The sequence below is a fragment of the Ruminiclostridium hungatei genome (assembly GCF_002051585.1).
In the GTDB taxonomy this organism is placed as follows: domain Bacteria; phylum Bacillota; class Clostridia; order Acetivibrionales; family DSM-1351; genus Ruminiclostridium; species Ruminiclostridium hungatei.
Map to the genome: position 1 here is coordinate 34,412 of NZ_MZGX01000021.1, position 26,021 is coordinate 60,432.

At 41.1% G+C, this 26,021-nt stretch carries 25 protein-coding genes and 2 tRNA genes; 2 read left to right on the top strand and 25 right to left on the bottom strand.

All coding sequences use genetic code 11. The annotated features are described in order from the left end of the window. Positions 1–15 precede the first annotated feature (15 nt). The 21 genes from CLHUN_RS15035 to ruvC all read right to left on the bottom strand — a co-directional run bounded on the left by CLHUN_RS15035 (position 16) and on the right by ruvC (position 19,590). Positions 16–768, bottom strand: coding sequence for an ABC transporter ATP-binding protein (locus CLHUN_RS15035; protein WP_080065509.1), 753 nt, complete (start codon positions 766–768; stop codon positions 16–18). Between the two features lie 2 nt (positions 769–770). Then, positions 771–1,538 (bottom strand): ABC transporter permease subunit, encoded by a 768-nt coding sequence (locus CLHUN_RS15040; RefSeq protein ID WP_080065452.1) that lies wholly within the window; start codon positions 1,536–1,538, stop codon positions 771–773. A gap of 21 nt (positions 1,539–1,559) precedes the next feature. Continuing rightward, positions 1,560–2,642: an ABC transporter substrate-binding protein gene (locus tag CLHUN_RS15045; RefSeq protein ID WP_242656530.1), complete on the bottom strand. Its 1,083-nt coding sequence runs from the start codon at positions 2,640–2,642 to the stop codon at positions 1,560–1,562. Between the two features lie 14 nt (positions 2,643–2,656). After that, complete coding sequence (gene hisC, locus CLHUN_RS15050) at positions 2,657–3,748, bottom strand: histidinol-phosphate transaminase (protein WP_080065454.1); 1,092 nt, start codon at positions 3,746–3,748, stop codon at positions 2,657–2,659. Beyond that, on the bottom strand, positions 3,741–4,844 hold the full coding sequence (locus CLHUN_RS15055; protein ID WP_165755768.1) for an iron-containing alcohol dehydrogenase: 1,104 nt from the start codon (positions 4,842–4,844) through the stop codon (positions 3,741–3,743). Before CLHUN_RS15055 ends, hisC begins: the two co-directional genes overlap by 8 nt. A 48-nt stretch (positions 4,845–4,892) precedes the next feature. After that, positions 4,893–5,351: a NifB/NifX family molybdenum-iron cluster-binding protein gene (locus tag CLHUN_RS15060; protein WP_165755769.1), complete on the bottom strand. Its 459-nt coding sequence runs from the start codon at positions 5,349–5,351 to the stop codon at positions 4,893–4,895. Positions 5,352–5,367: 16 nt separating this feature from the next. Then, positions 5,368–6,666: a nitrogenase component 1 gene (locus CLHUN_RS15065; RefSeq protein ID WP_080065457.1), complete on the bottom strand. Its 1,299-nt coding sequence runs from the start codon at positions 6,664–6,666 to the stop codon at positions 5,368–5,370. Then, positions 6,666–8,129, bottom strand: a complete 1,464-nt coding sequence (locus CLHUN_RS15070) for a nitrogenase component 1 (RefSeq protein ID WP_080065458.1) — start codon at positions 8,127–8,129, stop codon at positions 6,666–6,668. The genes CLHUN_RS15065 and CLHUN_RS15070 overlap by 1 nt, the downstream gene beginning before the upstream one ends. 27 nt (positions 8,130–8,156) lie before the next feature. Next, positions 8,157–9,005 carry a nitrogenase iron protein gene (gene nifH / locus CLHUN_RS15075; RefSeq protein ID WP_080065459.1) on the bottom strand — a complete coding sequence of 283 codons (849 nt, stop codon included), beginning with the start codon at positions 9,003–9,005 and terminating at the stop codon, positions 8,157–8,159. 277 nt (positions 9,006–9,282) lie between these two features. Beyond that, a complete protein-coding gene (locus CLHUN_RS22930) occupies positions 9,283–9,351 on the bottom strand; it encodes a DUF2292 domain-containing protein (RefSeq protein ID WP_422785065.1) in 69 nt (22 codons plus the stop codon). Between the two features lie 943 nt (positions 9,352–10,294). After that, positions 10,295–10,371 (bottom strand) — tRNA-Arg (locus CLHUN_RS15085). 103 nt (positions 10,372–10,474) lie between these two features. After that, a tRNA-Gly gene (locus CLHUN_RS15090) sits at positions 10,475–10,548 on the bottom strand. Positions 10,549–10,831: 283 nt separating this feature from the next. Beyond that, positions 10,832–11,311 carry a metallophosphoesterase gene (locus CLHUN_RS15095; protein ID WP_080065460.1) on the bottom strand — a complete coding sequence of 160 codons (480 nt, stop codon included), beginning with the start codon at positions 11,309–11,311 and terminating at the stop codon, positions 10,832–10,834. Positions 11,312–11,565: 254 nt separating this feature from the next. After that, positions 11,566–12,159, bottom strand: coding sequence for an XTP/dITP diphosphatase (locus CLHUN_RS15100; RefSeq protein WP_080065461.1), 594 nt, complete (start codon positions 12,157–12,159; stop codon positions 11,566–11,568). A gap of 3 nt (positions 12,160–12,162) precedes the next feature. Then, complete coding sequence (gene rph / locus CLHUN_RS15105) at positions 12,163–12,879, bottom strand: ribonuclease PH (protein WP_080065462.1); 717 nt, start codon at positions 12,877–12,879, stop codon at positions 12,163–12,165. 157 nt (positions 12,880–13,036) lie between these two features. Then, positions 13,037–14,218 (bottom strand): GerMN domain-containing protein, encoded by a 1,182-nt coding sequence (locus CLHUN_RS15110; protein ID WP_080065463.1) that lies wholly within the window; start codon positions 14,216–14,218, stop codon positions 13,037–13,039. Positions 14,219–14,354: 136 nt separating this feature from the next. Next, a complete protein-coding gene (locus CLHUN_RS15115; RefSeq protein ID WP_080065464.1) occupies positions 14,355–16,169 on the bottom strand; it encodes an N-acetylmuramoyl-L-alanine amidase in 1,815 nt (604 codons plus the stop codon). Positions 16,170–16,552: 383 nt separating this feature from the next. Continuing rightward, positions 16,553–17,065: an epoxyqueuosine reductase QueH gene (locus CLHUN_RS15120; RefSeq protein WP_080065465.1), complete on the bottom strand. Its 513-nt coding sequence runs from the start codon at positions 17,063–17,065 to the stop codon at positions 16,553–16,555. A gap of 59 nt (positions 17,066–17,124) precedes the next feature. After that, complete coding sequence (gene ruvB, locus CLHUN_RS15125) at positions 17,125–18,123, bottom strand: Holliday junction branch migration DNA helicase RuvB (RefSeq protein ID WP_278247549.1); 999 nt, start codon at positions 18,121–18,123, stop codon at positions 17,125–17,127. Between the two features lie 331 nt (positions 18,124–18,454). Further along, positions 18,455–19,060 carry a Holliday junction branch migration protein RuvA gene (gene ruvA / locus CLHUN_RS15130; RefSeq protein WP_080065467.1) on the bottom strand — a complete coding sequence of 202 codons (606 nt, stop codon included), beginning with the start codon at positions 19,058–19,060 and terminating at the stop codon, positions 18,455–18,457. A gap of 29 nt (positions 19,061–19,089) precedes the next feature. Continuing rightward, a complete protein-coding gene (gene ruvC, locus CLHUN_RS15135) occupies positions 19,090–19,590 on the bottom strand; it encodes a crossover junction endodeoxyribonuclease RuvC (RefSeq protein WP_080065468.1) in 501 nt (166 codons plus the stop codon). 377 nt (positions 19,591–19,967) lie between these two features. On the opposite strand from ruvC, the gene CLHUN_RS15140 reads away from it, so the two are divergent. Next, a complete protein-coding gene (locus tag CLHUN_RS15140; protein ID WP_080065469.1) occupies positions 19,968–21,197 on the top strand; it encodes an argininosuccinate synthase in 1,230 nt (409 codons plus the stop codon). A 111-nt stretch (positions 21,198–21,308) separates the two neighbouring features. Further along, a complete protein-coding gene (argH, locus tag CLHUN_RS15145; RefSeq protein ID WP_080065470.1) occupies positions 21,309–22,688 on the top strand; it encodes an argininosuccinate lyase in 1,380 nt (459 codons plus the stop codon). A 289-nt stretch (positions 22,689–22,977) separates the two neighbouring features. On the opposite strand, the gene CLHUN_RS15150 is transcribed toward argH, so the two are convergent. The 4 genes from CLHUN_RS15150 to CLHUN_RS15165 form a co-directional block, all read right to left on the bottom strand. Continuing rightward, complete coding sequence (locus tag CLHUN_RS15150; protein ID WP_080065471.1) at positions 22,978–23,742, bottom strand: MBL fold metallo-hydrolase; 765 nt, start codon at positions 23,740–23,742, stop codon at positions 22,978–22,980. Positions 23,743–24,056: 314 nt separating this feature from the next. Next, entirely contained in the window at positions 24,057–24,236 is a 180-nt protein-coding gene (locus CLHUN_RS15155) for a hypothetical protein (RefSeq protein WP_080065472.1), read from the bottom strand. Between the two features lie 22 nt (positions 24,237–24,258). After that, positions 24,259–24,570: a hypothetical protein gene (locus CLHUN_RS15160; RefSeq protein WP_080065473.1), complete on the bottom strand. Its 312-nt coding sequence runs from the start codon at positions 24,568–24,570 to the stop codon at positions 24,259–24,261. Positions 24,571–24,828: 258 nt separating this feature from the next. Then, a complete protein-coding gene (locus CLHUN_RS15165) occupies positions 24,829–25,998 on the bottom strand; it encodes a polysaccharide deacetylase family protein (RefSeq protein WP_080065474.1) in 1,170 nt (389 codons plus the stop codon). Between the last annotated feature and the right edge of the window lie 23 nt (positions 25,999–26,021).

A 26,021-nucleotide genomic window follows, 5' to 3' on the forward strand; every position in this document is an offset into this window, starting at 1 on the left:
CTCTTTGTATTGCAATCATATTGCATAGTCTTTAGTTGTTTCTTCCTGATTCATAATATTGGATAGAATAATTTTTTCATAATAGCTGCTATCGTTGCCGGTCACTCTCGGTCTTGTCAATTGTATTTTTATATCCAGTCTAATTTCATTTTCATCAATTACGATTACTCTGTCAGCAAGTTTTACTGCTTCACTCACATCATGAGTTACAATGATAGCTGAAAAGCCAAGATTTGCCCACAGTTTCTCAATCAATTCCTGCATATCCAGCCTGGTTAATGCATCCAATGCCCCCAAGGGCTCATCCAATAAAAGAACCTTGGGGTGCCCTGCCAACGCTCTGGCAAGTGATACTCTTTGTTTTTGTCCTCCGCTTAATGTATAAGGCCATACATCCTCCTTATCCTTTAGTCCGACATTTTCCAACGCTTCAGATGCTAATGCTTCATTTTGATGATGCGCTCCAAGCTGAACATTTTTTAATACCTTTTTCCATGGGAGAAGTCTTGGCTCCTGAAATACAAATCTGATATTACTATCTACACCTTCTTTTTCCTTTCCGTTTATTTTAATACTCCCTTCTGTCAACGTATCAAGACCTTCAATGAGCCTGAGTAAAGTACTTTTCCCGCAGCCGCTTTTACCAACGATTGCCACAAATTCTCCAGGGTTTATTTCAAGATTAATGTTATTTAATACAATCAGATTTCCGAATTTTTTGACTAGCTTTTCTATTTTAATACTGTATCCATTTGCTTTGTCTTCCATTATCAAGTCTCCCTCCATCTGATTAAAATCTTTTCTAAAAATGTTGCTGCAACATCAGAAAGCTTACCTAATATTGCATATAAAATAATCGCCAGCACAATCTTATCCATTTGTAACAGCTCTCTTGCCGTCATTGCCATATACCCAATACCAGCATCCGTTGCAATCTGTTCCGCCGCTATTAAGACCAGCCACATAGTACCGAGAGAAAGTCTAAACCCAACAAGCATAGAAGGAAGGGTTCCGGGAAGTATGATATCCGCAAATATTTTTATTGGCTTCAAACCGTATACTCTTCCCATCTCCATAAGCCCTTTATCTATTGATTTAATTCCATGATAGGTATTAATATAGATTGGAAAAAATACTCCAAAAGCAACCATATAAACTTTAACTTCTTCGCCAATACCAAACCAGATAATCATTAGTGAAATAATTGCCAGTATCGGTATGGTTCTCAGCATTTGTATCGTTGTATTAAGCGCCAAATTCAAAATTTTAGAAAGCCCTGTTGCAAATGCTAATATCAGCCCAACCATACCTCCAAGCAAAAGTCCTTTTCCTGCACGGATAGCGCTTATGGAGATGTATTCCCATAAGCTTCCATCCTCAATCATCGTAACCGTTCTTTGAAGCACTTTGTCTGGAACTGGTAATAATGTAGTATTCTTACCAGGAAGTGTTTCATAATACCACAATATGATTACCAATATGGGGACAAGCCATGGGACTATTAATCTGACTATTTTAGCCGTTTTTTTCCAAGCCATTATCATCCTCCATTGTTGCATTTAATTATATTTAGACAATGCCTTTTCATATTTTTTATAAAATGTATTATCATATAAGGTGGATGCATCTATCTTTTTTTCTAAAAGTCCTAATTCGTAAAAGGAATCTCCCACTCTTTGCTCCGATGCAATAACCTTTTCATCCACTCTAATGAATTTATTTAAATATCCTCTGTCTTTATATGTTTTTTGTAAAAGGTCAAGAGACTCTTTATATGTACTTCCTGTTGGTTCTGCCTGAAGCTTTGCCCATTCTTCTATATTTTTTTCTGCCCATATATATGCCTTTTGCACTCTAACTAAGTAATCAGCAATCGCCTCAGTTTTTGCCTCATCTGCAAGGGCTTTATTGGAAATCTCAACCGGAAAGTTGCCGGAGAGAATATTCACTGCACTCTTAATCGTTATAGCTCCATTATTTTTAGCTGCATTAATGGAGTTACCATAGCTTGCAAATGCATCTATATTTCCCCCTATCAAGGCTGTAACACCATCTGCCGTTGTAATTCCAACCGGTTTGATATCATCCCATGTTAAATGAGCTTCTTTTAACATTTGACTAAGAAAATACTGTGCGGTGGTACTTTTCACATAGCCGACCTTTTTTCCTTTCAAATCAGATACCGTCTTAATCACTGAGCTCTTTAAAGCTACTAATTCCTGATTTTGAGGACTGCTGCTGTTAACCAGTATAATTTTGAAATTACCTTTGTTTTCAGAAAGAGAGGCATAAATTGGAGGAATCTCACTGCTTCCGGTAAAATCAATCTGATCTGCCGCAAGTGCTTCCAGACAAAGATTCCCTCCCTGAAATACGCTGTATTCTACTTTATAGCCGTCAAAATTATCAAGTCCGGCTGCTTTTAATAATATTTCATAGGTCTTCCAACCTGTTGAACCATATCGTAATACAACTTTCTCTGAATTTGCCGAAGAAGTTGGATTGACAGTATCCTTGCTGCTACTCTCCGCTTTGCTACTGCCGGTTGTACTGCCATCTGATGCTGCACACCCGGTAAAACCAGCCGCTATTAATGTCACAAGCAAAAACCCTGCTAATACTTTTTTTATAACTTTTTTCATTTGCATTTTCCTCCTTACCTATTGGTATGTATAATTTTTTTTAATACCTGAATAACCTTTTCATTCTCCTCAAAAGTTCCAATGGATATTCTAATCCATCCATCAAGACCAAATTCCGAAGCATTTCTTATCATGATTCCATTTTGTAAAAACTCTTTTTCGGAAACAGCACCAGCAATTCCAAGATAAATCAGAATAAAATTTCCATTGGAGCGGACATATTTGATTCCTTCTTTATCCAGCTCTGTATAATATAAATTCAAGCTGTCTCTATTGTTTTTTAAAACTAAATTTTTGAATTTGTCATCCTCAAGGCTTGCTTCCGCTGCTTTTTGTGCCAAAAGATTAACATTTATGGGCAGCCGGACTTTATTGATTTTTTCCAGGATATCTTCATCCGCAATCCCATATCCGATCCGAAAGGAAGCCAATCCGTATAGTTTTGAAAATGTACGCAGCAGGATAATATTCTTATTCTCCTTAATCAGGGAGACTGTGTCAAAATAGTCTGATTCAACAAAATCAATATAGGCTTCATCCAGGACAATCAATATATTATCGGGGACTTTTTGAATGAATTCTTTAAGTTCTCTCTCTTTTAAAATAGTTCCTGTGGGATTATTTGGATTACATATCCATATAATTTTAGTATGCTTTGTAATACTATTTAAAATTGCAGTTGTATCAACCGTGAATTCCTTAAGAGGAACTATTACCGGTTCTGCATTCATTTGCAATGTAACATTTTTATACCAGCCAAAGGAGGGGTATGAAATGATTGACTCATCTGTTGATTCCAGATAAGCTAAGGCAATCAACGAAATAAGTTCAAAGGAGCCGTTACCAAATACCAAATTGTCTTCTTTCATTCCATGTATGGTACTAAGCTTATTTTTTAAAATAGTACAATTCATATCGGGATAAAATGAAAACTGTTCTTTATGCTTTTCGATAATTTTTATTACATTTTCTGAACAGCCTAATCTGTTCTCATTTCCTGCAAGCTTAACAATATTCTCTATACCAGACTCTCGCTTTACCGCTTCATGATTTTTTGCTGCTTTATATGGGGCAATTATGTCTAGTCCTGCTCTTTCTTTAATCATCCTTATGCCCCTCTCTGAACCTTTTTACATATTCATCTGCCAGATATACCGCTTCTACTACAGCTTCCTTCTTCTTGCCCGAAAGAGCATTCAGTTCTGGGAAAATTTCATTAATCCTCTCTGATATAGTATTTAATTTATCTTCCAAAGCTTCTGTCAATCCTATTTCTTCAAGTGTAAAGGCTACCTCCAGCCGGCTGAACTGTTCAACTATCTCCAGCAGTTCTTTTTCTTTCTTTTCTTCCAAAACTGCCTGAACAATCAGCCCAAAGGCCACTATCTCTCCATGGAGCTTATTTCGAGTTTCTCTAATGATTCTGGAAGAATGATAAAATGGATGCGCAAAACCAGAATATGCTTTCTCTCCTACATAGCTCCCAACATTCCCTGCCAGAAAAATAATCGCATCAATAGTACGTACCGAATTTTCATCAATAATTCCTGCTTCGAAATTTCTGATAACTTTCTCTGCTTTTTCAAGGAGAAAATCATACGCCAAACGTGCTCCATTGACAGAATTCATGTAGGACAGGCTGCTGTTTTTTACATCATAGCCTACAGAGGTTTCATACCATTTTGCCAGAGTATCTGCAATTCCGGCCTTTAAATATCTCACCGGTGCCTGTGCCAGAATGGTAGTATCTGCGACTACAATTTCAGGTGAACGCCTATTCGCTCTGAAATGATCAAAATTCCCTTCTTTGGTATACATAACAGATAACGCTGCCCATGCCGCACACGTAGCGGCAATGGTCGGAACTGCTATAACCGGAATATTTGCAATATCTCCCCCAGCCTTTGATGTATCCAGTACTCTTCCGCCCCCTATGCCGACAATAAAATCCACTCCGTTATTAAGTGCTAATATTGCAATAGCACTGGCAGTATCAATGTTGGGATACCCTGCAAATTCATATTGAATCATGGTAATTCCCTGATTTTCAAAACTCTTACAAACGTCTTTTTGTGTTACTTTTTTAGCTGTTTCCGACCAGACTACAACTGCCTTTGCCGCAGCTTTTCCCATAAGAGTCCCCAACAAATGAATTGCGCCCGGTTCACTAACATATAGCTCAGGTGTTTTCACATTAATCATTTTGTCTCCTTTCAACTCCCACATGTCCTTCAATCTTGTCTTTTAAAATCATACAGGTTCAGCATCCGTCACCGTTTTTTTACTTCCTGCTCCTCTAAGCGATTGACATTTATCTATCTTGCCATAATAAAATAAAATCTTTTCAAGCGCCTGATTTACTGTGCAACTCACATCAAATACCGTTATTGCTTTCCTTTCTAACTGCTTTTGTATCTGAAATCCTATCTTTTTACATATCACACAGCGACAATCAGCTATTAACTGTACTTTTTTTGAGTTTCCCTCATTTCCGTTGCAGCCGCTGCTTACTGCTGAATGACAGCCTTCCCTGCTGCATCCGCCTGAAACACCGCATTGTGATTCCTGATTATTTTCATTTGCAAAGCGCTCTTCCACCTTTTCATACTTTCCATCATTTATTTCAAAAATGTGAAATAGCTTTGCAGCTCCAAAGGTTTCATCAATGTGTATTTCATCAGAAGAGGCTATAGCTATTTTATAAGCCACTCTTTTCACCTCCGAATTAATTCCATCTCTGAGCTGCCACAGAATAAATATCCTCAATCAGACGGATTCCACCAGTATAGCCTACGTAAAAATCATCCAATACTACTTTGTCTTGCACCGGCCAAAAGATATTCAGGTAATGTCCAAACATTTTTTCCGTTACCTCTTTTTCATAATAGCTGCCAAGAATGAGTGGATATCCATGATAATCATGCGCTTTGATTTCATTATGTATCTTGTATCCATCCGTTTCAAAGCTTACCTCTGCTTTTATTCCGTAATTCAAATTTTCAAATTCCTCTCGTATCTGTTTCCTGAACTGCTTTGGTGTATCATCTGCAACAAATTGTTTCGCAGGCACAAGTCCAAGATCATTTACCAAAAACTTAGTAATGCCTAACGTATACTGAGCATCTGCAACGACAGAAAATTGCTTTGCCATAACACGTGTTTCAAGAAACATATCTGCATATCGCTCAATGAGATAGTAATAATATTTCTCCTGTTCATTAATAATTGCCTCAACCTTATTTTTTTCAACACCTGCAAATTTTCCTACTTCTCTTAGAAATTTACTGGTCTCAAATGCACCGATCGGAAGCGTTGGATAATGGAGATATGGAATACCGAGCTTTTTCTCCATCTTTTTCATATTACCAACTGACACCCATGGTGATACGAGCAAATTAAACTCCGCATTTGGAATTTTATTGACATTATCAATTCCTCTCTGATATCCGAATATTGTATTTGGTGTCAAGCCTAATTCCTTCAAGAGTTTTTCAAGTTCTCTTATATTGCCTAACCAGAACAAATCCTGATAAGGTACATCAGCCCATATATTCACCAGACCTTTTTGTCTGTCTTCCGACTTTTCCAGATACTGATCAATAATTGCATCAATTACCAGTTCATGACCAATGTAATTGTTACCCTTAAATCCAGCGGTAGATGCAAAGAGTACTGGTTTTTCAGAATCAGCAAATTCGCTCACCACTTCTTCAGTATCATCCCCGACAATTTCCGGGATACAACCTGTCAGCACAATATACAAATCAGCATCAATCACTTTCAATGCATTTTCTATTGTTGAATGAAGTTTCTCCATACCACCGAACACAACGTCCTTTTCATTGATACTTGTGCAAGGAAAAATGTTCGGTGAAAAATAACCGGAACTTCCAATAGAGTCTGACAATTTCTGTGCACAACCAGGTCCGGAATGCAGAACTGGAATTGCTCTATCAATTGCCTGAACTGTCTGCATCGCACCCATTGCACATTTATATCTTTGTTTATCTAATAATTTTGCCATTACCTCTTAGCCTCCTCTAAGAAATTATCAACACTCTGTTCATACCACCAACTGGTATAAGGTAGTTTTACACGCCTTGCGAGATTTTTCTCAAAACTTCGGTTATGAATACTATCCAATATGGATTGAGCAAATTCTAAAGTATGTTTATACCCGAAAATCATATATTCATCTGCAACATAAACTGCCGGTGTACCATTTTTTATTGCCCAGACAGTAGAGCCCGGATGCCGGGAAAGATACACATCCGGCTGATATTTATTCAGAATATTCATTACTTCATAATTCTGCTGATCTGCAACACTTGCCTCAAAATCCACATCATGCTCAAGGAGATATTCCATAGCTGGCGGTACATCTCCATTTTCATATTTTTTGTCATAATGCCATGCCAGCGCCCATTCAACCTCTATTCCCAATTCATCCAATACTCTGGATACTTCAAATGTATAACCAGGTCCCATACCAAGAACCGCCTTAAGGCCCTTTAAATCTTTCTTAATTTCTTCAATCTTAGGGAAATATATCTCTCTTTGTTCTGCAATATATCTCTCTATAGCTTCGGTTTTTTTTGTTACCCTTCCAATCTCACGGAGCCAGCTCTCAAATCCCGCAATTCCCAAAGGATTAATGGTTCTTATATATGGCACTCCATATTTTTCTTCCAATCCATTTCCAAGATAATTACCTAATGTTCCACAGATACATGTAGTTGCTAATGATTCTGAAATGTGTTCTAATTCTTCCACTGTAGAATTGCAATATAAGAAGATTGGTTCCAAATCAAAATTCTTAAACATTTCAATAATTTCTGGTCTTGCACTCTCATAGAAATTTTTAAAATTGATGGTATTTCTCTTTTTCTTTGGAGGCTTTACAATGGAACTTAGTACTGCATGGTCAGAAATATCAAAACCTGTCGCCCAAATTCTCGACTTAAAGCCTTCGCAGTGAACAGCCACAATTGGAACATCTACTTCATCCTTAACCTCGTCCACTACACTATCGATATCTTCTCCGATAATTCCAGTTGCACAGGAACTGGTGACGAAAATTGTCTTTGGCTTATACCTCTTATTTACCTCTGAAATAATCCTTCTAAGACTATCAGCAGAACCAAATATGGTATCTTCCTCATTCATATCTGTTCCAACGTAGACAGTATTATTTGTAATACCACGCTTCTTAGCCATAACCTTATCAAGGTAATAGGCTCCGGCACTTGCCACTGAACATCCCGAGGGTCCATGATGAATTACGGCAACGTCCCGAATTGCAGAAAGCTGCCCCAAAGCGCATTGTGAAAGGCAGGTACTTGACTGGGAAAAGCATCTGGAACACCCCTTCAAGGTTCCACACTCGCTTTGATTTGCTAAGTCGCTTAAGCTTCCTATATAACCTGTTATGGAACCTATTCTGTTTTCTCTTGTACCCACATTGGAGCTATCTAAATTAATTGCCACCTTACAACACCTCCTAATTTTAAGTTGCTAAATGCGATAGTCATCCGAAGAATCCATAAGTCCATATTCCAATAATATTTCTTCTAATCTTTCCTGAGTCATAGGTGTCGGTATTGTAAAATCAGTATTACTGATTACTGCATCCGCGAGATTTCTATATTCCTGTGCCTGCACCGAATCCGGCTTATATTCAATAACTGTCTTCTTATTAATTTCAGCTCTTTGTACAATATTATCTCTAGGCACAAAGTAAAGCAGCTTTGTTCCTAATTCTTTTGAGAAAGCTCTAAGTAAATCTAATTCTCTATCAACATTTCTGCTGTTGCAGATAATTCCTCCAAGACGTACACCACCAGTTCTGGCATATCTTTTAATACCTTTTGCAATGTTATTAGCTGCGTATAATGCCATCATTTCTCCGCTGGCTACGATGTAAATTTCTTTTGCTTTACCTTCTCTGATTGGCATTGCAAAACCACCACAGACTACGTCACCTAATACATCATAAAATACATAGTCCAGCTCATTTGTATAAGCGCCAAGATTTTCCAACATATTAATAGATGTAATAATACCTCTTCCCGCGCATCCTACACCCGGTTCAGGACCACCGGATTCCACACACCTTGTTCCCCCGAATCCTTCTCTCATTATTCTATCAAGTTCAATATCATCACCTTCGTCACGAATAGTATCCAGAACTGTCTTTTGTGCCAAACCACCCAACAAAAGTCGTGTTGAATCAGCCTTTGGATCACAACCTACAACCATAACCTTCTTCCCCTGCTCTACAAGTCCAGCCGTTAAATTCTGTGTTGTCGTGGATTTTCCAATTCCTCCCTTTCCATAAATAGCAATCTGTCTTATTTTGCTCATTTTTCATATCCTTTCTTAAGTCATTTTATAGATGCAGTAATCAGTAAAATCTGATATTTTTGACTTTTTAACTGAAACGATGCTGATTGGATTCGAGCCAACAAATTCAGCTTTTCAAGCCTATGCCGTTTCAACGGCTGCAGCATCCTGCATACAAAAAATCAGAGGTTCTGCTTATTATGCTGCAACTGCATATCACAGTCACAATCATATTTAGCAAAACCTCTGGTTTTTCAGTCAGCTTTTAATTCTCCATCTTTCTTTCTGTTTTATCTATCTAGCTTATTTTACAATCCTGTATACTAATAGTTAAACTTCCGTGTTTTATTTGCTTAATCATTTTCACAATGGTTTTATGTATGAATCAGCAGATGCATTATTGTCATTTTCCTGCATACTTTACATTCTCCTCCAAACAAGTGTAACTGTTCCCGATCTTACTGCGGACATTTTTTGATAGAAAAACAGGCGCTCTATACATGGCACTGCTCAAAGTTCAACATCACAGTTACTTAAAATTCAGGTACAAAATGCATATAAAAATTAACTGTACTACTGCATACAGGCTTACGACAACAACAACGATAACGATTACTACACATCTTATACATTTTCTCTACTCTGTCTACAGCCTTTTTCATAACATTATATCCTTATAAAACTATTTCATAGTAATACACTATTAATACTATGTTTAATAGTATAAATTATGCTAGCTTTGATGTCAATAGAGTATCACCTCAAAACTGTTAGTTGAGTATTCGTTCTGGTTTTTGACATGACCAATCGGTCTTCTTTGTTTTTTATTTAGGAAACCGTTGACTTATTCAAGTACAAATAGAAATAAAAAAAGCCTTGCAATACAATGATCACAAGACTTTTGGCGTGCCCATGGGGATTCCCGCATGCTTACGCATGCTAATGACGTCGCCCACCGCTCGCTAATCAAGGGCCCCCGCAAGTTGTAGACTTGTGGGGAAAAGGAGAAGCGATGTAGCGGTACTTAAAATCCACGAGCAGTATAAGATTAATGGATTTTAAGTGGAGCGTAATCTGCTCCGACGTGGTGCCGGGCTCCTACTCGAAGCTAAAAAAGTGCATTTAGCACTTTTTTGCGTGCTTCCAGCACGCTATGCCCCGAGCCCTCCCGGGTTCGAATCCCTTCATCAGTTCATTCCCCGCCGGAGGCCAGTGGGGCCTACGGGGAGACTGGTCTCTCCCGTAAGGCGCTTCGCGTTTTTGGAAAAACAAAAACGCCTGTGTTTTCCGCAGAAAACACAGGCGCCAGTTGGCGTGCCCATGGGGATTCGAACCCAAGACCTACGGCTTAGAAGGCCGTTGCTCTATCCAGCTGAGCTATGGGCACATATTAGATATCATCAGTAAAAATTTAAAGCCCTCTCGCGTCCGATTCCTGAGCATCTATATATTTCAATAGAAACTTGATAATCAAACCTTTGAGTTTTTTATGGAGCGGGTGATGGGAATCGGACCCACGCAATCAGCTTGGAAGGCTGATGTTCTACCATTGAACTACACCCGCATACACCCTGTATATCAGCCTTTGCAAGTGCTATCGCCAGCCGACTCTTGATATTATACAGGGTACATTTTAGTTTGTCAACACAAAAAATTATATTTCTTATTGATTTTTATAAATTAACATAAACCTCTTCACTTGCTCAGAATGACCTGATTTCAAGGTATTTACGCATATAAAAGGTCTTCGGGCAGATAAGTATGATATTTTTTAACCGCTTTAAATGCAATCACCGCGTGGTTATACAGTAATTGCAACAGCAATGGTAAAACGCATATAAAAGCAATCAAACATAATAAATATCCGCATTGACCTTTCCGTCCGCAACCTCCATTATCACGTAGGATTCGGATTTATTGCTTCTGGATTCGCTCATACTTCCAGGATTGACAACCAGCTTGTTGTCAACATTATCAATAACCGCCACATGTGTGTGCCCGAACAGGACAACAGACGCATTTTCTGCGTGGGCCTTGGCCACTATGCGGTTATAGTCCCACTTAACACTGTACTTGTGCCCATGCGTCATAAAAACCGTAATGCCCTCGATTTCAATAGTCCTTTCGGCACTGATGGTACCTACCCCTATATCACAGTTGCCATAAACATATTCAAATTTAACATTTGGATACAACTGGCTTAATTGTACCGCATCCCTGCAATAGTCTCCGAGATGCAAAACCATTTCAACTTCCGGATGCCTGTCCAGGGCTTCCTTTGCGTTGAATATGTAGCCATGAGTATCACTCATTACCAACACTTTCATTATGTCCTTCCCCCATAGAGTCAATAATACAATAAATTAACTACAAATTTGATAAATATAAGCTGCATATAAAATATAAAGCAATAAATAAACTACGAATAAGCTAAAAATAAAAATGTTAACAAGCCAATTAACAACCGGAACCCACCCACAGCCTGGTATGAACTGCTTAAAAGCACACCTGCGTATATTCCGGATTCCGGCACTCAACCGCAATTGACCTGCTATAAGCTATAAAAGGAAGCTTCATAACATCACAGGTAGTCCTTAATGACAACTGCCATTTTCTCCAAGGCTTTTGCACGATGGCTTATTTTATTTTTTATATCCATGCTTAACTCAGCCATGGTCTTTCTGTATTCGGCAACGTAAAAAAGCGAATCATAGCCAAAGCCGTTTTCACCCTTGCACTTAAAATCAACGAAGCCCTCACAGGTATCCTTTACAACAAACGACCTTCCGTCGGGAAAGGCCACAGCTATTGCACAAACAAACCTGGCCGTCCTCTTTTCATAAGGTACGTTCTCAAGCATATGCAGCAGCTTTGCATTTCTGTCCTGGTCTGTTGCATCCGCTCCGCCAAATCTGGCAGAATATATACCGGGTGCACCGTCAAGATAATCAACCTCAATGCCGGAGTCATCGGCAATCACAACAGACCTGCATATATTGCATATCTCCACAGCTTTCTTAAGGGAGTTCTCCTCGAAGGTTTTCCCATCCTCAACTATATCGGCCGCAATCCCTATATCGCCCATGGACAATACTTCAAACGGCATCTCCTGCAAAACCTTTTTTATTTCTGCAATTTTACCCTTGTTCTTAGTCGCAACAACCAGTTTCACCATCTTTTACTCCAGTGCCTTTTTCTGTATTTGTATAAGCTGCTCGATACCTTTCTGCGCCAGGATAAGCAATAGATCAAGCTGGCTTTTGCCAAAGCTGCTTTTTTCACCGGTAGCCTGAATCTCAATAAATTCAGCCTTGTCCGACATGACTACATTCATGTCCACCTCTGCCGAGCTGTCTTCTGTATAGCACAGGTCCAGAAGCTCCTGTCCCGCTGCCACACCCACACTGGTTGCGGCAACAAAGCCAGTTACCGGCATTTTTGCTATCAAGCCGTTATCCCTCAGTTTCCGGCAAGCATCTACCAAAGCCACATATCCTCCGGTTATAGATGCAGTTCTTGTGCCTCCGTCCGCCTGTATAACATCGCAATCAATGGTTATGGTTCTTTCTCCCAGCAGCTTTAAATCTACTATGGTCCTCAGCGAACGGCCTATAAGCCTCTGAATCTCCTGAGCCCTGCCGTTAAGCTTCAGCTTGGAAATATCCCTTTGGTTTCTGACTCCCGTGGCTCTGGGAAGCATGGAATATTCTGCTGTTATCCAGCCCTCTCCGGAATCCTTTTTAAAAGGAGGTGTCCTTTCCTCAACCGATGCAGTACATATTACCTTTGTATCTCCAACCTCAATGAGTACTGAGCCTTCTGCATGCTTTATATAGTTTCTTGTTATTTTAACAGGTCTGAGCTGCGAATGTGTCCTACCGTCCTGCCTCAGCATAATACCTCCATCTTTAAATCCGAAAGTCGATTACTATCTGTTTAAAGATTGTAATCGACTTAATAATATCTTAAAATTCTTCAAAAATCATCAGCGTATTTAGATAAATAAAAAGATAAAAACTTATCTGTTTTGTATATTGTAACTAAAATTCAAGCTACTTATCCATCACTGGATTATAGGTATTTGGAAGACTTTTGGCAAAAGCTATTTCAGAGCCTTCCGGCAAGGTAGCTGCTTTTCCGTCAACCAATATCTTGGCCTTGGCAATACCCTTTAGCTGATTGACTGTATAATAAATCTGATTCAGCAGCCCATCCTCTTTTTCATTTCCGCCGTAGTTTGTGAGCTGGGAAGAGAAATCCAGCACGGCCAAATCCTCCTGCATGCTGCAGGACAGCAATCTGGTCCCCTCCGGTACTGAGGTAAAAAACCTGTTTCCACTTGGCTTCTTGCTCAATTCTGCAAACATGACAGCCGGCAGTTGATTTTCATCTGCATTCTGCAGTTGTGTTGAAACCGGAACGATATAATTATACTGGTCATTGCTTGTGGTCATGTAATAAAGGTCACATTTTATATATCCGTCTTTCAGTTCAGCATCACTTGAGTTGATAAAGGTGTTCCCCCTGTTTCTCATACCGGACAGCTCTGTGCCGTTTTCAAGCGTGCTTACGGTTTTCCCCTCCACCCTGATACTTACATCAGCTATGTTTTTAAAGCCTGTCAGAGTGTATACCACTGAAGCTACGGCCAATTGCTCGGCATCCCTGCCTGTCAGGTTCAGAAATTCTTTTGAGAAATCAATTACTGCACTGCCATTTTTAATGGTCATGCCCTTGATTTTCGTTCCCTGGGGCAACACCGGATACAGTCCGTAATAATCCAACTGCTCCCTGGTCACAGCCTCGTCAACCAGTCCGCCTACTGCCGCTTTTGCAATGCCCTCCTGTTTTGCCACTTTTCTTGTGACAGGAATCAGAATTCCAGCTTTATCTCTATAATATAAGGTTACCAATATGCTGTCCTTGTCACCTGTAATGGACGATACTCCTTTTCCGGTGCCATTATCCACCGGCAGATTATTGCTGTATACATCCCCCGCTTCCATACTTATGGAAGAGCCTGAAACTGTGGAGTTGCCTGCGGCCTCGCTGTCCGTATTGTTGTTTGACGCTATGGCAGCCGGGGTAGAATCGGAGAGCACATTCCGGTCACCTGCCGAGTCAACAGCTACCGGTATTATAGGTTCATCATCGTCTGAACTTTTTTGTCCGATAAAAGAGCAGCCTGTAGTCAAAAGCATGATTATCAAGACCAAGCACAAAATTCTTTTCATAAAAAATAGTCCTCCTTATTTTAGAAAAAATTTCCATAAAATAATTATAGACTATATTTTATATTTTTATTATTTCCCGTAAGCTTTGATACTTATGGCCTGCAAACTTTTTGAAGGTTCCTGCCTGAAGCTGTCTCTATTCCGGCTGCTGCTCGGCATCTCCTTCGGGTACTTCGGTATTTGTATCAGGCTCGGGGGTTTTTTCATCTTCCAATTTGTCTACAACTTTCTTTTCTGACTTTATGGTGTCAAGTGCTTTTAATATGGCATCGTTCAAGGCCTCGGCAGTCATTTGCTGGTAAGCAGGGTCAATCAGCTTTTTCACCTCTGCGGCATTGGTTACAAAACCCACTTCTGCAAGCACAGCCGGCATTTTTGTATATTTCAGTACAACCAGCCCCGGTCTTTCCACAGTTTTTCTGTTTACCGACTTGAGCTTATTCATCAGGGAATCCTGAACCAGCTTTGCAAATTTCTCACCAGTAAATTTGGTATCTCCCTTGGCCTCGGGATAATAAAGGGTCTCTGTGCCGCTGACTTTCGCGCTGTCTATTGCATTGTTGTGGATGCTTACAAATAAAGTGGCATTTAAGGCATTGGCAATATAGGGTCTGTCATAAAGTCCTACAAAGGTATCATCCTGCCGCAGCATAAAAGTTTTCACATTGTTTTTCTTCAACTGGGCTTCCAGCTTGAGAGCTATATCCAGGTTTATATCCTTCTCCAGTATTTTTCCGTTATTTGCGCCCGGGTCCTGTCCCCCATGGCCTGCATCAATAACTACAAGCATTTCATCCTCTTTTGCCGGTGTCAGCAAGTTTATTTCACTCTGCATCCGTTTGTCATTATAAGAAGTAAGATATACAAAATCCTGCTTGGCATTGATTATAATCTTTGTATCCTGTGTTTCCTTATCCCTGCATATTTCAACCGTACTTACCCTGTCGTCGTTTATGTGGTATATATCGTCCTTAAGACTTACTGCCGCCTGGGATGCAATTGTTATGGTGTATTTAAGATTCTCCTTGTCATACTCATGCTTATACTTCTCGGCAATATAGCTCTTATTGTTGGCCTCTTTTATTTCTGCCAGCTTGATGCCCTTAAGTGAAAAATAAACCCTGTCAAAACTGTTTTCATATGAAAGGTTTACATTTACAGGCTTCTCAATAGTTATTTTACAGCCGTCCTGTATATCGGACACTGTAAAATTAGCCATTTCATTCAGATTTATTGTGATTCTGACGGAAGCCTCCGTCACGGCTGAAACGCTTATGCCGCTGATTCTGCTTGATACTGCCTGTATCTCTCTGGGAGCCGCCTTTATATTTTTAAAATCAACTACAATCCTGTCAGGGTTAGTCAGACGGGAATATACATAGCCTTTATGATTATCCATGGTCAGGGTAACCACTGTCTTTTCTCCCACGTTTGTACTGCTGATTTCCTTCACGGAACCCACATAATCTGTTGAAATGCTTATGATATTTGCTTTGGCGTCAGCAGAAGCAGCCAGCCCCTTGATATTCTTCATAAAATCCACAGGCACTATAAGCCTTTCGTTTATCTTTTTGGCAGGTGCCGACATCTTTATAGCCTTACCGTTTATTTTAGCATTGGAGCTGTTATTCAGGAACTGATATTTGACTCCCTTATATGTAATGTCCATTATTTGAGTTTTTGCATTCCATACCACCGTACCCCCAAGCCCTTCAAAGACAGCTCTCAGTGGGAACATAACGGTTTTATTCAATACTATGCCCGGAAGGTCGGTTTTTATCTCTTTGCCGTTTATGTTTATTTTGTATGCAGCATCAGAATATTTAACCGTTTTGCCGTCATAATTCAATGTCAAGCTTTGTGCTGCAAATACTGTGTTTTGTACTATCATAAAAACACAGAACAAAATCATACCAGTAATAAATTTGTATAAGCCCGATTTTTTTTTCATTTGTCACCCCGTCAAATCATTTGTAATATTTTGTCATTAGCAGTGCCTCTGGTGGTCTGTAACTTATATTAACTGCCGGCAATGCATGAATTCAGATGTTACAGGCCACTAGTACAACCCTTCCATAAATAGGGTGCATAAATTTGGAGGAGATTTTTGGGAAATACAAGGCGGAGGAGTTCGGAATAATTGGTTTATTCCAATCAGGAACAACAATGTTGTTCTTTTCGACAGCGATGTAGCTCAAAAAAATATACCCAAATTATGTGCCAGGATTTACCGGATGTTGTACTAGTATTAATTATACTATTGTTTGGCTAAACCTGGCATTTATTTCGGGAGTTTTAAAAAAAATGTAATTGTTTTGTATAAACTTTGTAATATTAACCATTTACAGATAGTATACAGCCACAATACTTCTGACGGTACAGACCCATTTCCTTTGCCATCTGCTGTCCCTGTCTGAAGCCTGGCCTGAAATCCCGGTATATAAAGTCTATCCGGTACTTTTGAGCATAGACCTCACACAGTTCCCTTATCAATTCATGCTTCTGATACGGGCTTACCAGCAGTGAGGTGGTAAAGGCGTCAAACCCGTTTTCAGCAGCATAGCGTGCCGCCTCCTCCATTCTGAGGTCATAGCACCTTCTGCATCTGGAGGTTCCTTTATCCTCAAGGTTTTCCCATTCCTGCTGCCTGAAATCCTCGCTGTAAATCACGGGAAGGCCGGTGATACTGCTCAGCTTTTCCACATTTTCCTTCCTTCTCACATGTTCTTCAATGGGATGTATATTGGGGTTATAAAAAAGACCCTGGATTTCAAAGTCTTCCTTCAGCAGTTCCTGAAGGGGATATGTGGAACAGGGCCCGCAGCACATATGCAACAGCAGTTTCATGGCATTCTCCCTTCAAATTGGTATTTAACACGTATGGCATATAATATATTTGAAGCTTTTCAGCCTTCAAATTCAAGTCCGAAGTGGCTGTATGCATTTTTGGTAGCCATCCTTCCTCTGGGTGTCTTATTAATAAACCCAAGCTGTATCAGATATGGCTCGTAAACATCCTCGATTGTACCGGGGTCCTCACCGATGGAGGCCGCCAGGGTGTCAAGGCCCACCGGTCCGCCGCTGAATTTGTTTATTATGCTCAGCAGCATGTTCCTGTCCACACCGTCCAGGCCTATTTCATCCACTTCCAGAGCATCCAGAGCATGCCTTGCCACCTTCAGGTCTATAACGCCTCTTCCCACCACCTGTGCAAAATCCCGTACTCTTTTGAGCAGCCTGTTGGCAATTCTGGGTGTACCTCTGGAGCGCCTGGCAATTTCATAGGCACCGTCCTCCTGAAGTTCAATATCAAGTATTCCGGCAGAACGCTTTACTATCTGCTTCAGTTCCTGAGCCGTGTACATTTCCAGCTTGTTTATCACCCCAAACCTGTCCCGGAGAGGAGCCGTGAGCAGACCTGCCCTGGTGGTGGCCCCTATCAGCGTGAATTTTGGAAGGTCAAGCCTGATGGAGCGGGCACTTGGGCCCTTTCCAATGATAATGTCAAGAGCGTAATCCTCCATGGCTGGATACAGTATTTCCTCGACACTTCTGTTCAGCCTGTGGATTTCGTCAATAAAGAGCACATCATGTGTTCCAAGGTTGGTGAGAATAGCAGCCAGGTCCCCTGCTTTTTCTATGGCAGGGCCGGAGGTAATTCTCAAGTTGACTCCCATCTCGGCGGAGATAATACTTGCAAGCGTGGTTTTTCCCAGGCCCGGAGGGCCGTAAAGCAAAACATGGTCCAGCGCCTCATTCCTTTTTCTGGCCGCCTCGATGAATATATTCAGGTTGTTTTTTACCTTGGATTGGCCTACATATTCTTCAAGCCTCTTGGGCCGCAGGCTGACTTCATCAAAATCATCCACCCGCGATTCACCGTCTATCAATCTTTCCTCGGACATATTATCTCCCATCTACGCGCATAGCGCGTACACAAATAGTAATGAAAGGCACGCAGTGGCTTTCGCTGCGTGAAATCCACTTTGACTTACCACATATATCTTTCACGCTACCCTCCGTAAAATTTGAAATAAGTGTCAGTATATGAACCTGAAATATTACTTAATCGGTACTTCCGTACAAACTTACCTCTCTGGGTTGCTCACAGGTTCAGCACAACAAGTTTATTTAAAAGTACTGCACAAAACTGCTTACTAAAGTCAATTGCGTTTCAAAGCCTTCACATTTCAGGAAATCGTGCTTTTAAACCGGTTTTGCCGCAGTCAATCTAAGCTATTTTGAAAGCGACTTCAACGACAGCATGATGAGTTCTTCAACTCCCATACCCTCCCGGTACGCCTTGTTCACGGCACCTGACGCCTCAAAGGAGCTGTAGCCTAAAACCATAAGAGCACTTACTGCCTCGGTGGCCGCTGACTGGCTTCCGTCCGGCAGCACAGGTCCTGCCTCCTGCTGACTGCCAGCTGTTAGCTGTTCCTTTGATATCTTGTCCTTCAGCTCCAGAATAATGCGCTGAGCCATTTTGGGGCCAATCCCCGGAGCCTTGGACAGGGACTTTGTGTCCTGTGCCACCACCGCCAGGGCAAACCTTGAGGGCGACAGCGTTGAAATCATGGATATTGCTGCCTTAGGGCCCACCCCCGACACGGAAATGAGCATATCAAACATCCCCAGCTCTTCCAGGGTGTGAAACCCGTAAAGAACGGCAATATCCTCTCTGACGTAATAGTGTGTATATATTTTGACCTGTGAGGACAACTGTCCCACGCTGTTTATTGTTGACAGGGCGGTAAATATCCTATAGCCTATGCCTCCGGCTTCTACGATGATGCTGTCATTGCTCCTGGCTTCCAGGGTTCCCTTTATGTATGCAAACATGCAAACCTCCGTTAATTTAAAAAATCCGGTTAATATGCCTTATTTCCAAGTATTGCGCCCATCCTGTGCGAATTTCCGTGACATATGGCCACGGCAAGTGCATCGGCAACGTCATCGGGCTTGGGAATGACTTTTAAATTCAAAAGGGCTTTTACCATCTGTTGTATCTGCGCCTTTTCAGCCCTGCCGTAACCTGCCACAGACTGTTTAACCTGCAAAGGGGTATACTCAAATATGTCAACTCCGGACCTGGCTGCCGCCAATACGGCTACACCCCTGCCATGACCCACCGTAAGCGCTGTCTTAATATTTTTGTTAAAAAACAATTCTTCAATAGCCACTGCATCAGGCTTGTACTTCTGGATTAATTCCTCAAGTCTGTTGTTAAGCACCAAAAGCCTTTGAGACAGCTTCATAGACGCCTCTGTAGTAACTGCTCCGTAATCCAGAACCGAAAATTTGTTCCCTTCATATTTTACAATACCGAAGCCTGTAATTGCAAATCCGGGGTCTATACCCATTATTATCATTTGTTTTAGCCTTTCCGCCCACAGGAATTATGTATACACGCGCCGCCTGTGGTGAGCCGGAAAGGCGGCGCGTTCAGTTCAAGGTATTTCTCAAAAAAACGACAAACTTTTATTATGTATAAATATATAACATATTGCATATTTATGCATAATGATATATAATACGTCTATGGTTTTTAATATCAGTGCCAGCTTAGGATTGATATATTCCACAATGATATTTATAATATATTTTAGCATAATTTTCATTGGTTGTTTTTTTTATTTCTATATTTGTGTCATGCTGGGTCCAATCAGAGGAAAGGGTGTCGGCTTGACCCGTGAACGGCTTTTATTTTATTTTGCATTGCTGCATAGCAGCGGAAAGGGTGGTAGAAATGAGTACTCAAAAAGAAAAGGTTTTATTGGCATATTCCGGCGGACTTGATACCTCGATAATTATTCCATGGCTTAAAGAGAACTATGGCTATGAAGTTATTGCAATGGCCGGAGACGTGGGACAGGGCGAAGAACTGGAGCCCTTGCATGAAAAGGCTATAAAGACAGGTGCTTCCAAGCTTTACATAGAAAATTTGCAGGAAGAATTCATAACAGACTTTATTTATCCCACCTTGAAGGCTAATGCGGTTTATGAAGGAAAATACCTGCTGGGAACCTCCTTTGCAAGACCAATCATAGCGAAAAGAATGGTGGAGATAGCGTTGAAGGAAGGCTGTACCGCCATTTGCCACGGTGCTACCGGAAAAGGAAACGACCAGGTACGATTTGAACTGACTGTGAAGGCTCTTGCCCCTCACCTTAAAATAATCGCTCCCTGGAGAATCTGGGACATTAAATCAAGAGAAGATGCCATAGACTACGCGGAGGCAAGAAATATTCCCATACCCGTAACCAAGAAGGACAACTACAGCATGGACAGGAACCTCTGGCATCTCAGCCATGAAGGCTCCGACCTGGAAGATCCCTGGAACGAACCCCAGTACGACAAATTGCTCAAGCTGATGGTTTCTCCTGAGAAGGCTCCGGATGCTCCAACCTATGTTGAAATATATTTTGAGCAGGGCATACCAAAAAAGGTTAACGGAGTTGAATACAGCCCCATAGAATTGATGGATGTACTCAACAAGCTGGCAGGTGCAAACGGTGTTGGCATTATCGACATGGTAGAAAACAGGCTTGTGGGTATGAAATCCAGAGGAGTTTATGAAACCCCCGGCGGAACGGTGCTCTATGCCGCTCACAGGGAATTGGAACTGCTTTGTCTCGACAGGGACACCTTGCATTACAAGGACATAGTTGCTCAAAGATTTGCCGAGCTGGTTTATTTCGGACAATGGTACACACCTCTTCGTGAATCCCTGTCAGCATTTGTTGACAAGACCCAGGAAACCGTAACAGGTACTGTGAGAATGAAGCTTTACAAGGGCAATTGCATGCCTGCAGGTGCTAAATCGGAGTACTCCTTGTACAGTGAAGCAATTGCCACCTTCAGCAAGGACGAAGTATACAACCAGAAGGATGCCGAAGGCTTTATAAACCTTTTCGGGCTTCCTCTCAAGGTCAGGGCACAGATGCTTCAAAACCTGCAGAACAAGGAACAGAAATAATTGCAGATACTTTAAATATTATTTTCATTTTAAGGGGACAATCCGAAAGGGACTGTCCCCTTATCCGGTAAAATATCAGCCATATAATAAATGATAGATTGAGGTGTTTTTATGAAACTTTGGGGCGGAAGATTTGAAAAAGGAACGGACAAGCTTGTGGATGATTTCAATTCCTCCATAAGATTTGACTGCCGTATGTACAGGCAGGATATTCTGGGAAGCATAGCCCATTCAAATATGCTGGGGAAATGCGGCATTATTTCTATTGAAGAAAGTACGCTTATACAAAATACCCTGAGGGATATCCTCAAGGATATTGAAGACGGTAAAATAGAGTTTGAAGTGGATGCCGAAGATATTCATATGAATGTGGAAAAAATCCTTATCTCCAGAATCGGAGATACCGGAAAGAAGCTGCATACCGGCAGAAGCAGGAACGACCAGGTTGCATTGGATATCAGAATGTATCTCAGAGATGAAATAACTGCAATAAGCCGGATGCTTATTGCCCTTAAAAAGAATATCTTAAAGATATCCGAAGAAAATACCGCAACAATCCTTCCCGGCTATACCCACCTGCAGAGGGCACAGCCAATAACCTTCGCCCATCATATGATGGCTTATTTTGAGATGTTCAGACGGGATTATTCAAGGCTAAGTGACTGCTATTCCAGAATGAATATGCTGCCGTTGGGTTCGGGGGCCCTGGCAGGTACCACTTACCCCCTTGACAGGCATATGGTTGCCGCCGAACTGGGCTTCAGCGATGTGACCAGGAACAGCCTTGATGCGGTCAGCGACAGGGATTTTGCCATCGAGCTGGCCTCCTGCCTGTCCATACTTATGATGCATGTAAGCAGGCTCAGTGAAGAAATTATTTTATGGTCTTCCCACGAGTTTGGCTTTGTGGAACTGGACGATGCCTACAGCACAGGCAGCAGCATCATGCCCCAGAAGAAGAATCCCGATGTGGCAGAACTGGCCCGTGGTAAGACAGGACGTGTATATGGCAGTCTTATGACGCTGCTTACCGTCATGAAATCGCTGCCGCTGGCGTACAACAAGGATATGCAGGAAGACAAGGAAGCCATATTTGACGCAGTGGACACGGTTAAAATGTGCCTTCCCGTCTTTTCAAGCATGCTGGCAACCATGAAGCTCCGGAAAGCCAATATGTATAAGGCTGCCCAGGGAGGTTTTACAAATGCCACCGACATTGCGGATTATCTTGTTAAAAAGGGAATTCCCTTCAGAAGCGCCCATGAAATCATAGGTAAAATGGTGCTGTACTGTATTGATAAAAATAAGGCCATTGATGAAATGACCATGGAGGAATTCAAAAGCTTTTCAGACAAGATACAGGAAGATGTCTACACCGAAATAAGCCTTGAGAAATGTGTTTCGGGCAGAAGCCTGCCAGGCGGGCCCGCTGCTGAAACAGTTCTGAAGGCTGTACAGGAGGGCAGGGAATACCTGGCTTCGTTGGAGTAAGTTAAGGAAGAATAAATATTTGAAAGAGATAGCTGGCAGTCAGCTATCTCTCTTTTTATCCGTATATGGGTGTTAAGCTCAAGGGCTGCATGGTCCATTTCCTGTAATCCGCCAGCATAATTATTTACCGGTATCCGGGCTTATATGAATACAGGAATAATCATTCCGATTATAAGTGAAAATAAAATCATTAAAACCGGAGCACTGCCGGCGGTCAGGGAAATATAGATTAAATAAAATATCGAGGTCATCAGAAAGCTGCTTGGCACTGAAACAAGGCAGAGTTGTTCTACAGCAAAGATATCCATTCACCCTGATTGAATACTTTTAACCCCTGGCTCTCAATTTCATCCTTTGATGTTTCATAATGTGTAAAGTCATCATAATGTATGGGAACAACTACCCTTGGACTTATTTTATTCACCATTTGCTTCAGCATGGGAACCGACATGGTTAAAGGTCCGCCATTCATATCCTTACGGACCTCTCCCAGATTTGCAATAAGAATGTCTATCTTTTCTTTTTCAAGTGGTTTCAGAACCTTACCATGGTAAACTGTATCAGAGGTAACATATATGGTTTTCTTTTCATTTCCATATGATATTGTAATATAATATCCGTTTACCTTTCCAACCAGGGTCCTGGTTATAAGACTATTCCCGTGGAAAGCAGGTATGACCCTGATACTTACTTTATATTGCCCAATATTCATTTCTCTTGTATCATTCCAATCCAATACCCAGAGACTGGATAACCTTTTACCGGACAGGATGTCCACGGCATTTTTACAGGCAATAACCACAGAATCTTCCTGTATTTTTGAGACACCAACCTCATCTATATGATCTGCATGCCCATGGGTAATCATCCAGACCTTTATATCAGTGAAAACTGAATCATCATAGATTGGAGGTTTTACCCTTTTACTTTTAAATGACTTAAAATTATATTCAGTTCCCTCAGGCTTCAAAAAAGGATCACAGGCTATCTTTATTTTTTCGTCCACATCAAGCACGAAGCAAGCTCCCCCAACGTGAAAAATTTTTATATTCATTTTAACCCCCCCTTCATAAAATTTAACTAATCAAAATTTCACAACCAGCAACATGCATGTTTTAAAAATTGTAAATCAAATACGCATTCAATAATTGCACTTTTTTCTGACGCAGAATGCTATACACATACCAGCTTCCCAAGTCTTAATTGAAATTTTATGTTGTTTATTATATATCTTGGAAATGAAGTCTACAAGATAACAATGCTCACTTTATACAGGATATTTACCACTCTCAGGCGAGGAATGTCACGAAAAATAAAAAACAGAGCCAAAGCCCTGTTAATCTGTTAACCAATTGTTGAAATTCTTTTCTATGCCAGTCTTTTACTTCCGTCTATATAAATTCTCAGAGATATGTTGCCTGGGTTTAACTGCATTTTGATTCCAGACACCGTCACTCCCCTGTTTCCCAACTGAAGCTCCAGTTCACTTTTTATCTTCTCAAGAATATCATTGCTCTTATCCTCTTTTTTATTTTGTCTCCAGAACATATATTGCCCCCCATAAAGCAAATCAATTAATTTTGGCCTTTTTCTCCAGGGCCTTGCCCAGGCTGTACCATGAGTCCCTCAGCTTAAACCGCATTTCTTCATCCAGCGTTCTCTCAATTATGTCGTTGAGGCTTTTTCTGGCATGGATATAATCTTTTATTTCAAACTCATCCTTCGCCAAAATATCTTCTATTTCAGACAGCCACTCTTTCAAATGTTCACTGCCTACATATTCGGAAGTTATTTTCTTTTTTATATGAGCAACTACCTGTTTAGTAGCTTTCCTTTTGACATCGGTATCGGTTTGTATTTTTTTAATCTGCCTTTGACTCATATCCGCTCCATCTCCCTTTCAATTTTTAACACAAACTGTACAAATGCTATAACACAAATATGTATCCATTAATTTACATTTATTATATAATATTCCCAAGCTTATTGTAAACATTCCTTCCTCTAAATATACGTATAAATATACCTGCCCTGAAAAAATCAGAATTTATAGCCCAAGTATATTTCACGTACAGGGAAAAACCCCGCCAGACGCCAGTATAACTGACCTCTAACGGGGCTGTATTATTTTCGTATGGCTCTAGTAAGTAACCAACTGCTTTCCATTCAACTTTGACATATCCACATTATTTTGCCTGGTTTGCGGCACGGTAACCGTATCGGGGTTTCCGTCGCTTATATACTGTGAGCTGCCCTTTTCCAGAGTTTTCAGCCACCAATCCAGGTCACATTCCACCTTTTTTTGCCCGGTGGACCTGACTCTGGGGAGCGCCAAGGGGTTAAACTTGGAGGAAACCGGTGAAGGTGCGGGGTTTGCTCCCACCAGCACTATTGCAGAATGCTTGTAATCCACACCCTGGTAACTTCCCTTTATAACATACTCCTTCAGGTTTTTAGATGCATTTCCAAAAGGCAGCGAAAAGGAATTAAAGGAATAGCCCGGAATTATCTCATTCATAAGAACCTGATTGCCTCCGACCTCTTCCAGCATTTTCTGAACGGTTTTCACCTCAGGCAAAGATACGTGGGTTTTAGTATGATTGCCGATTTCAAAGCCCTTGTCCACAAGATAGCTCAGCCTGTCCGCCATATTTCCCGAACCCTGGAAGGTACTTACCCCAAGGTTCACATAGAATGTGCCCTTCATTCCGAAATCAGGGTGCTTCTTATTGAATTCCTCCAGTATGCCCACTGCGGATTTTGGATTTATAACCAGCTTGCCGTCTTTTTCAATTAAATTGAACTGTCCCGAGGTGCCGTCATCAAAAGTAAAAACCATGGGAATACAGCCTGCAGGTACATTAATATTGTTGTTCAGCATATCAGTTAAGCTGACCAGCCTGTATTTCCTGTCATACAAATCAGGCAGCAGCTTCTCAAATTCATCAAAGGTAGTAGTGTATTCATTGTTTCCCTTTGGATATGCTTCAACAAAATTGTGAAACATTACAACCATAATTTGGCCGCTTTCGTTGGGCTTCACCTTTGAGTAGTCTATAACGTCTACCTCTTTTGTCTCTGAAGCCTGTGCGGCTTGCGAGTTTTCAGATGTGCCGGCGGTCTGTGAGGACTGTCCTGCCGTATCAGATGCGGTAGCCGATGCCGTATCTGCTGCCGTAGCCGAGGCCACAGCCTGCGTGCCGGCAGAGTCTCCGGCGGTGGCCTTGCCTGTATAAATATTGCTCGAACAGCCTGTAAAAGCAGCCAGCATAACTGTCAGTGCCAAAAACATTGCATATATTCTTTTCATAGTCTCCATCCCCAAAGTTTGTC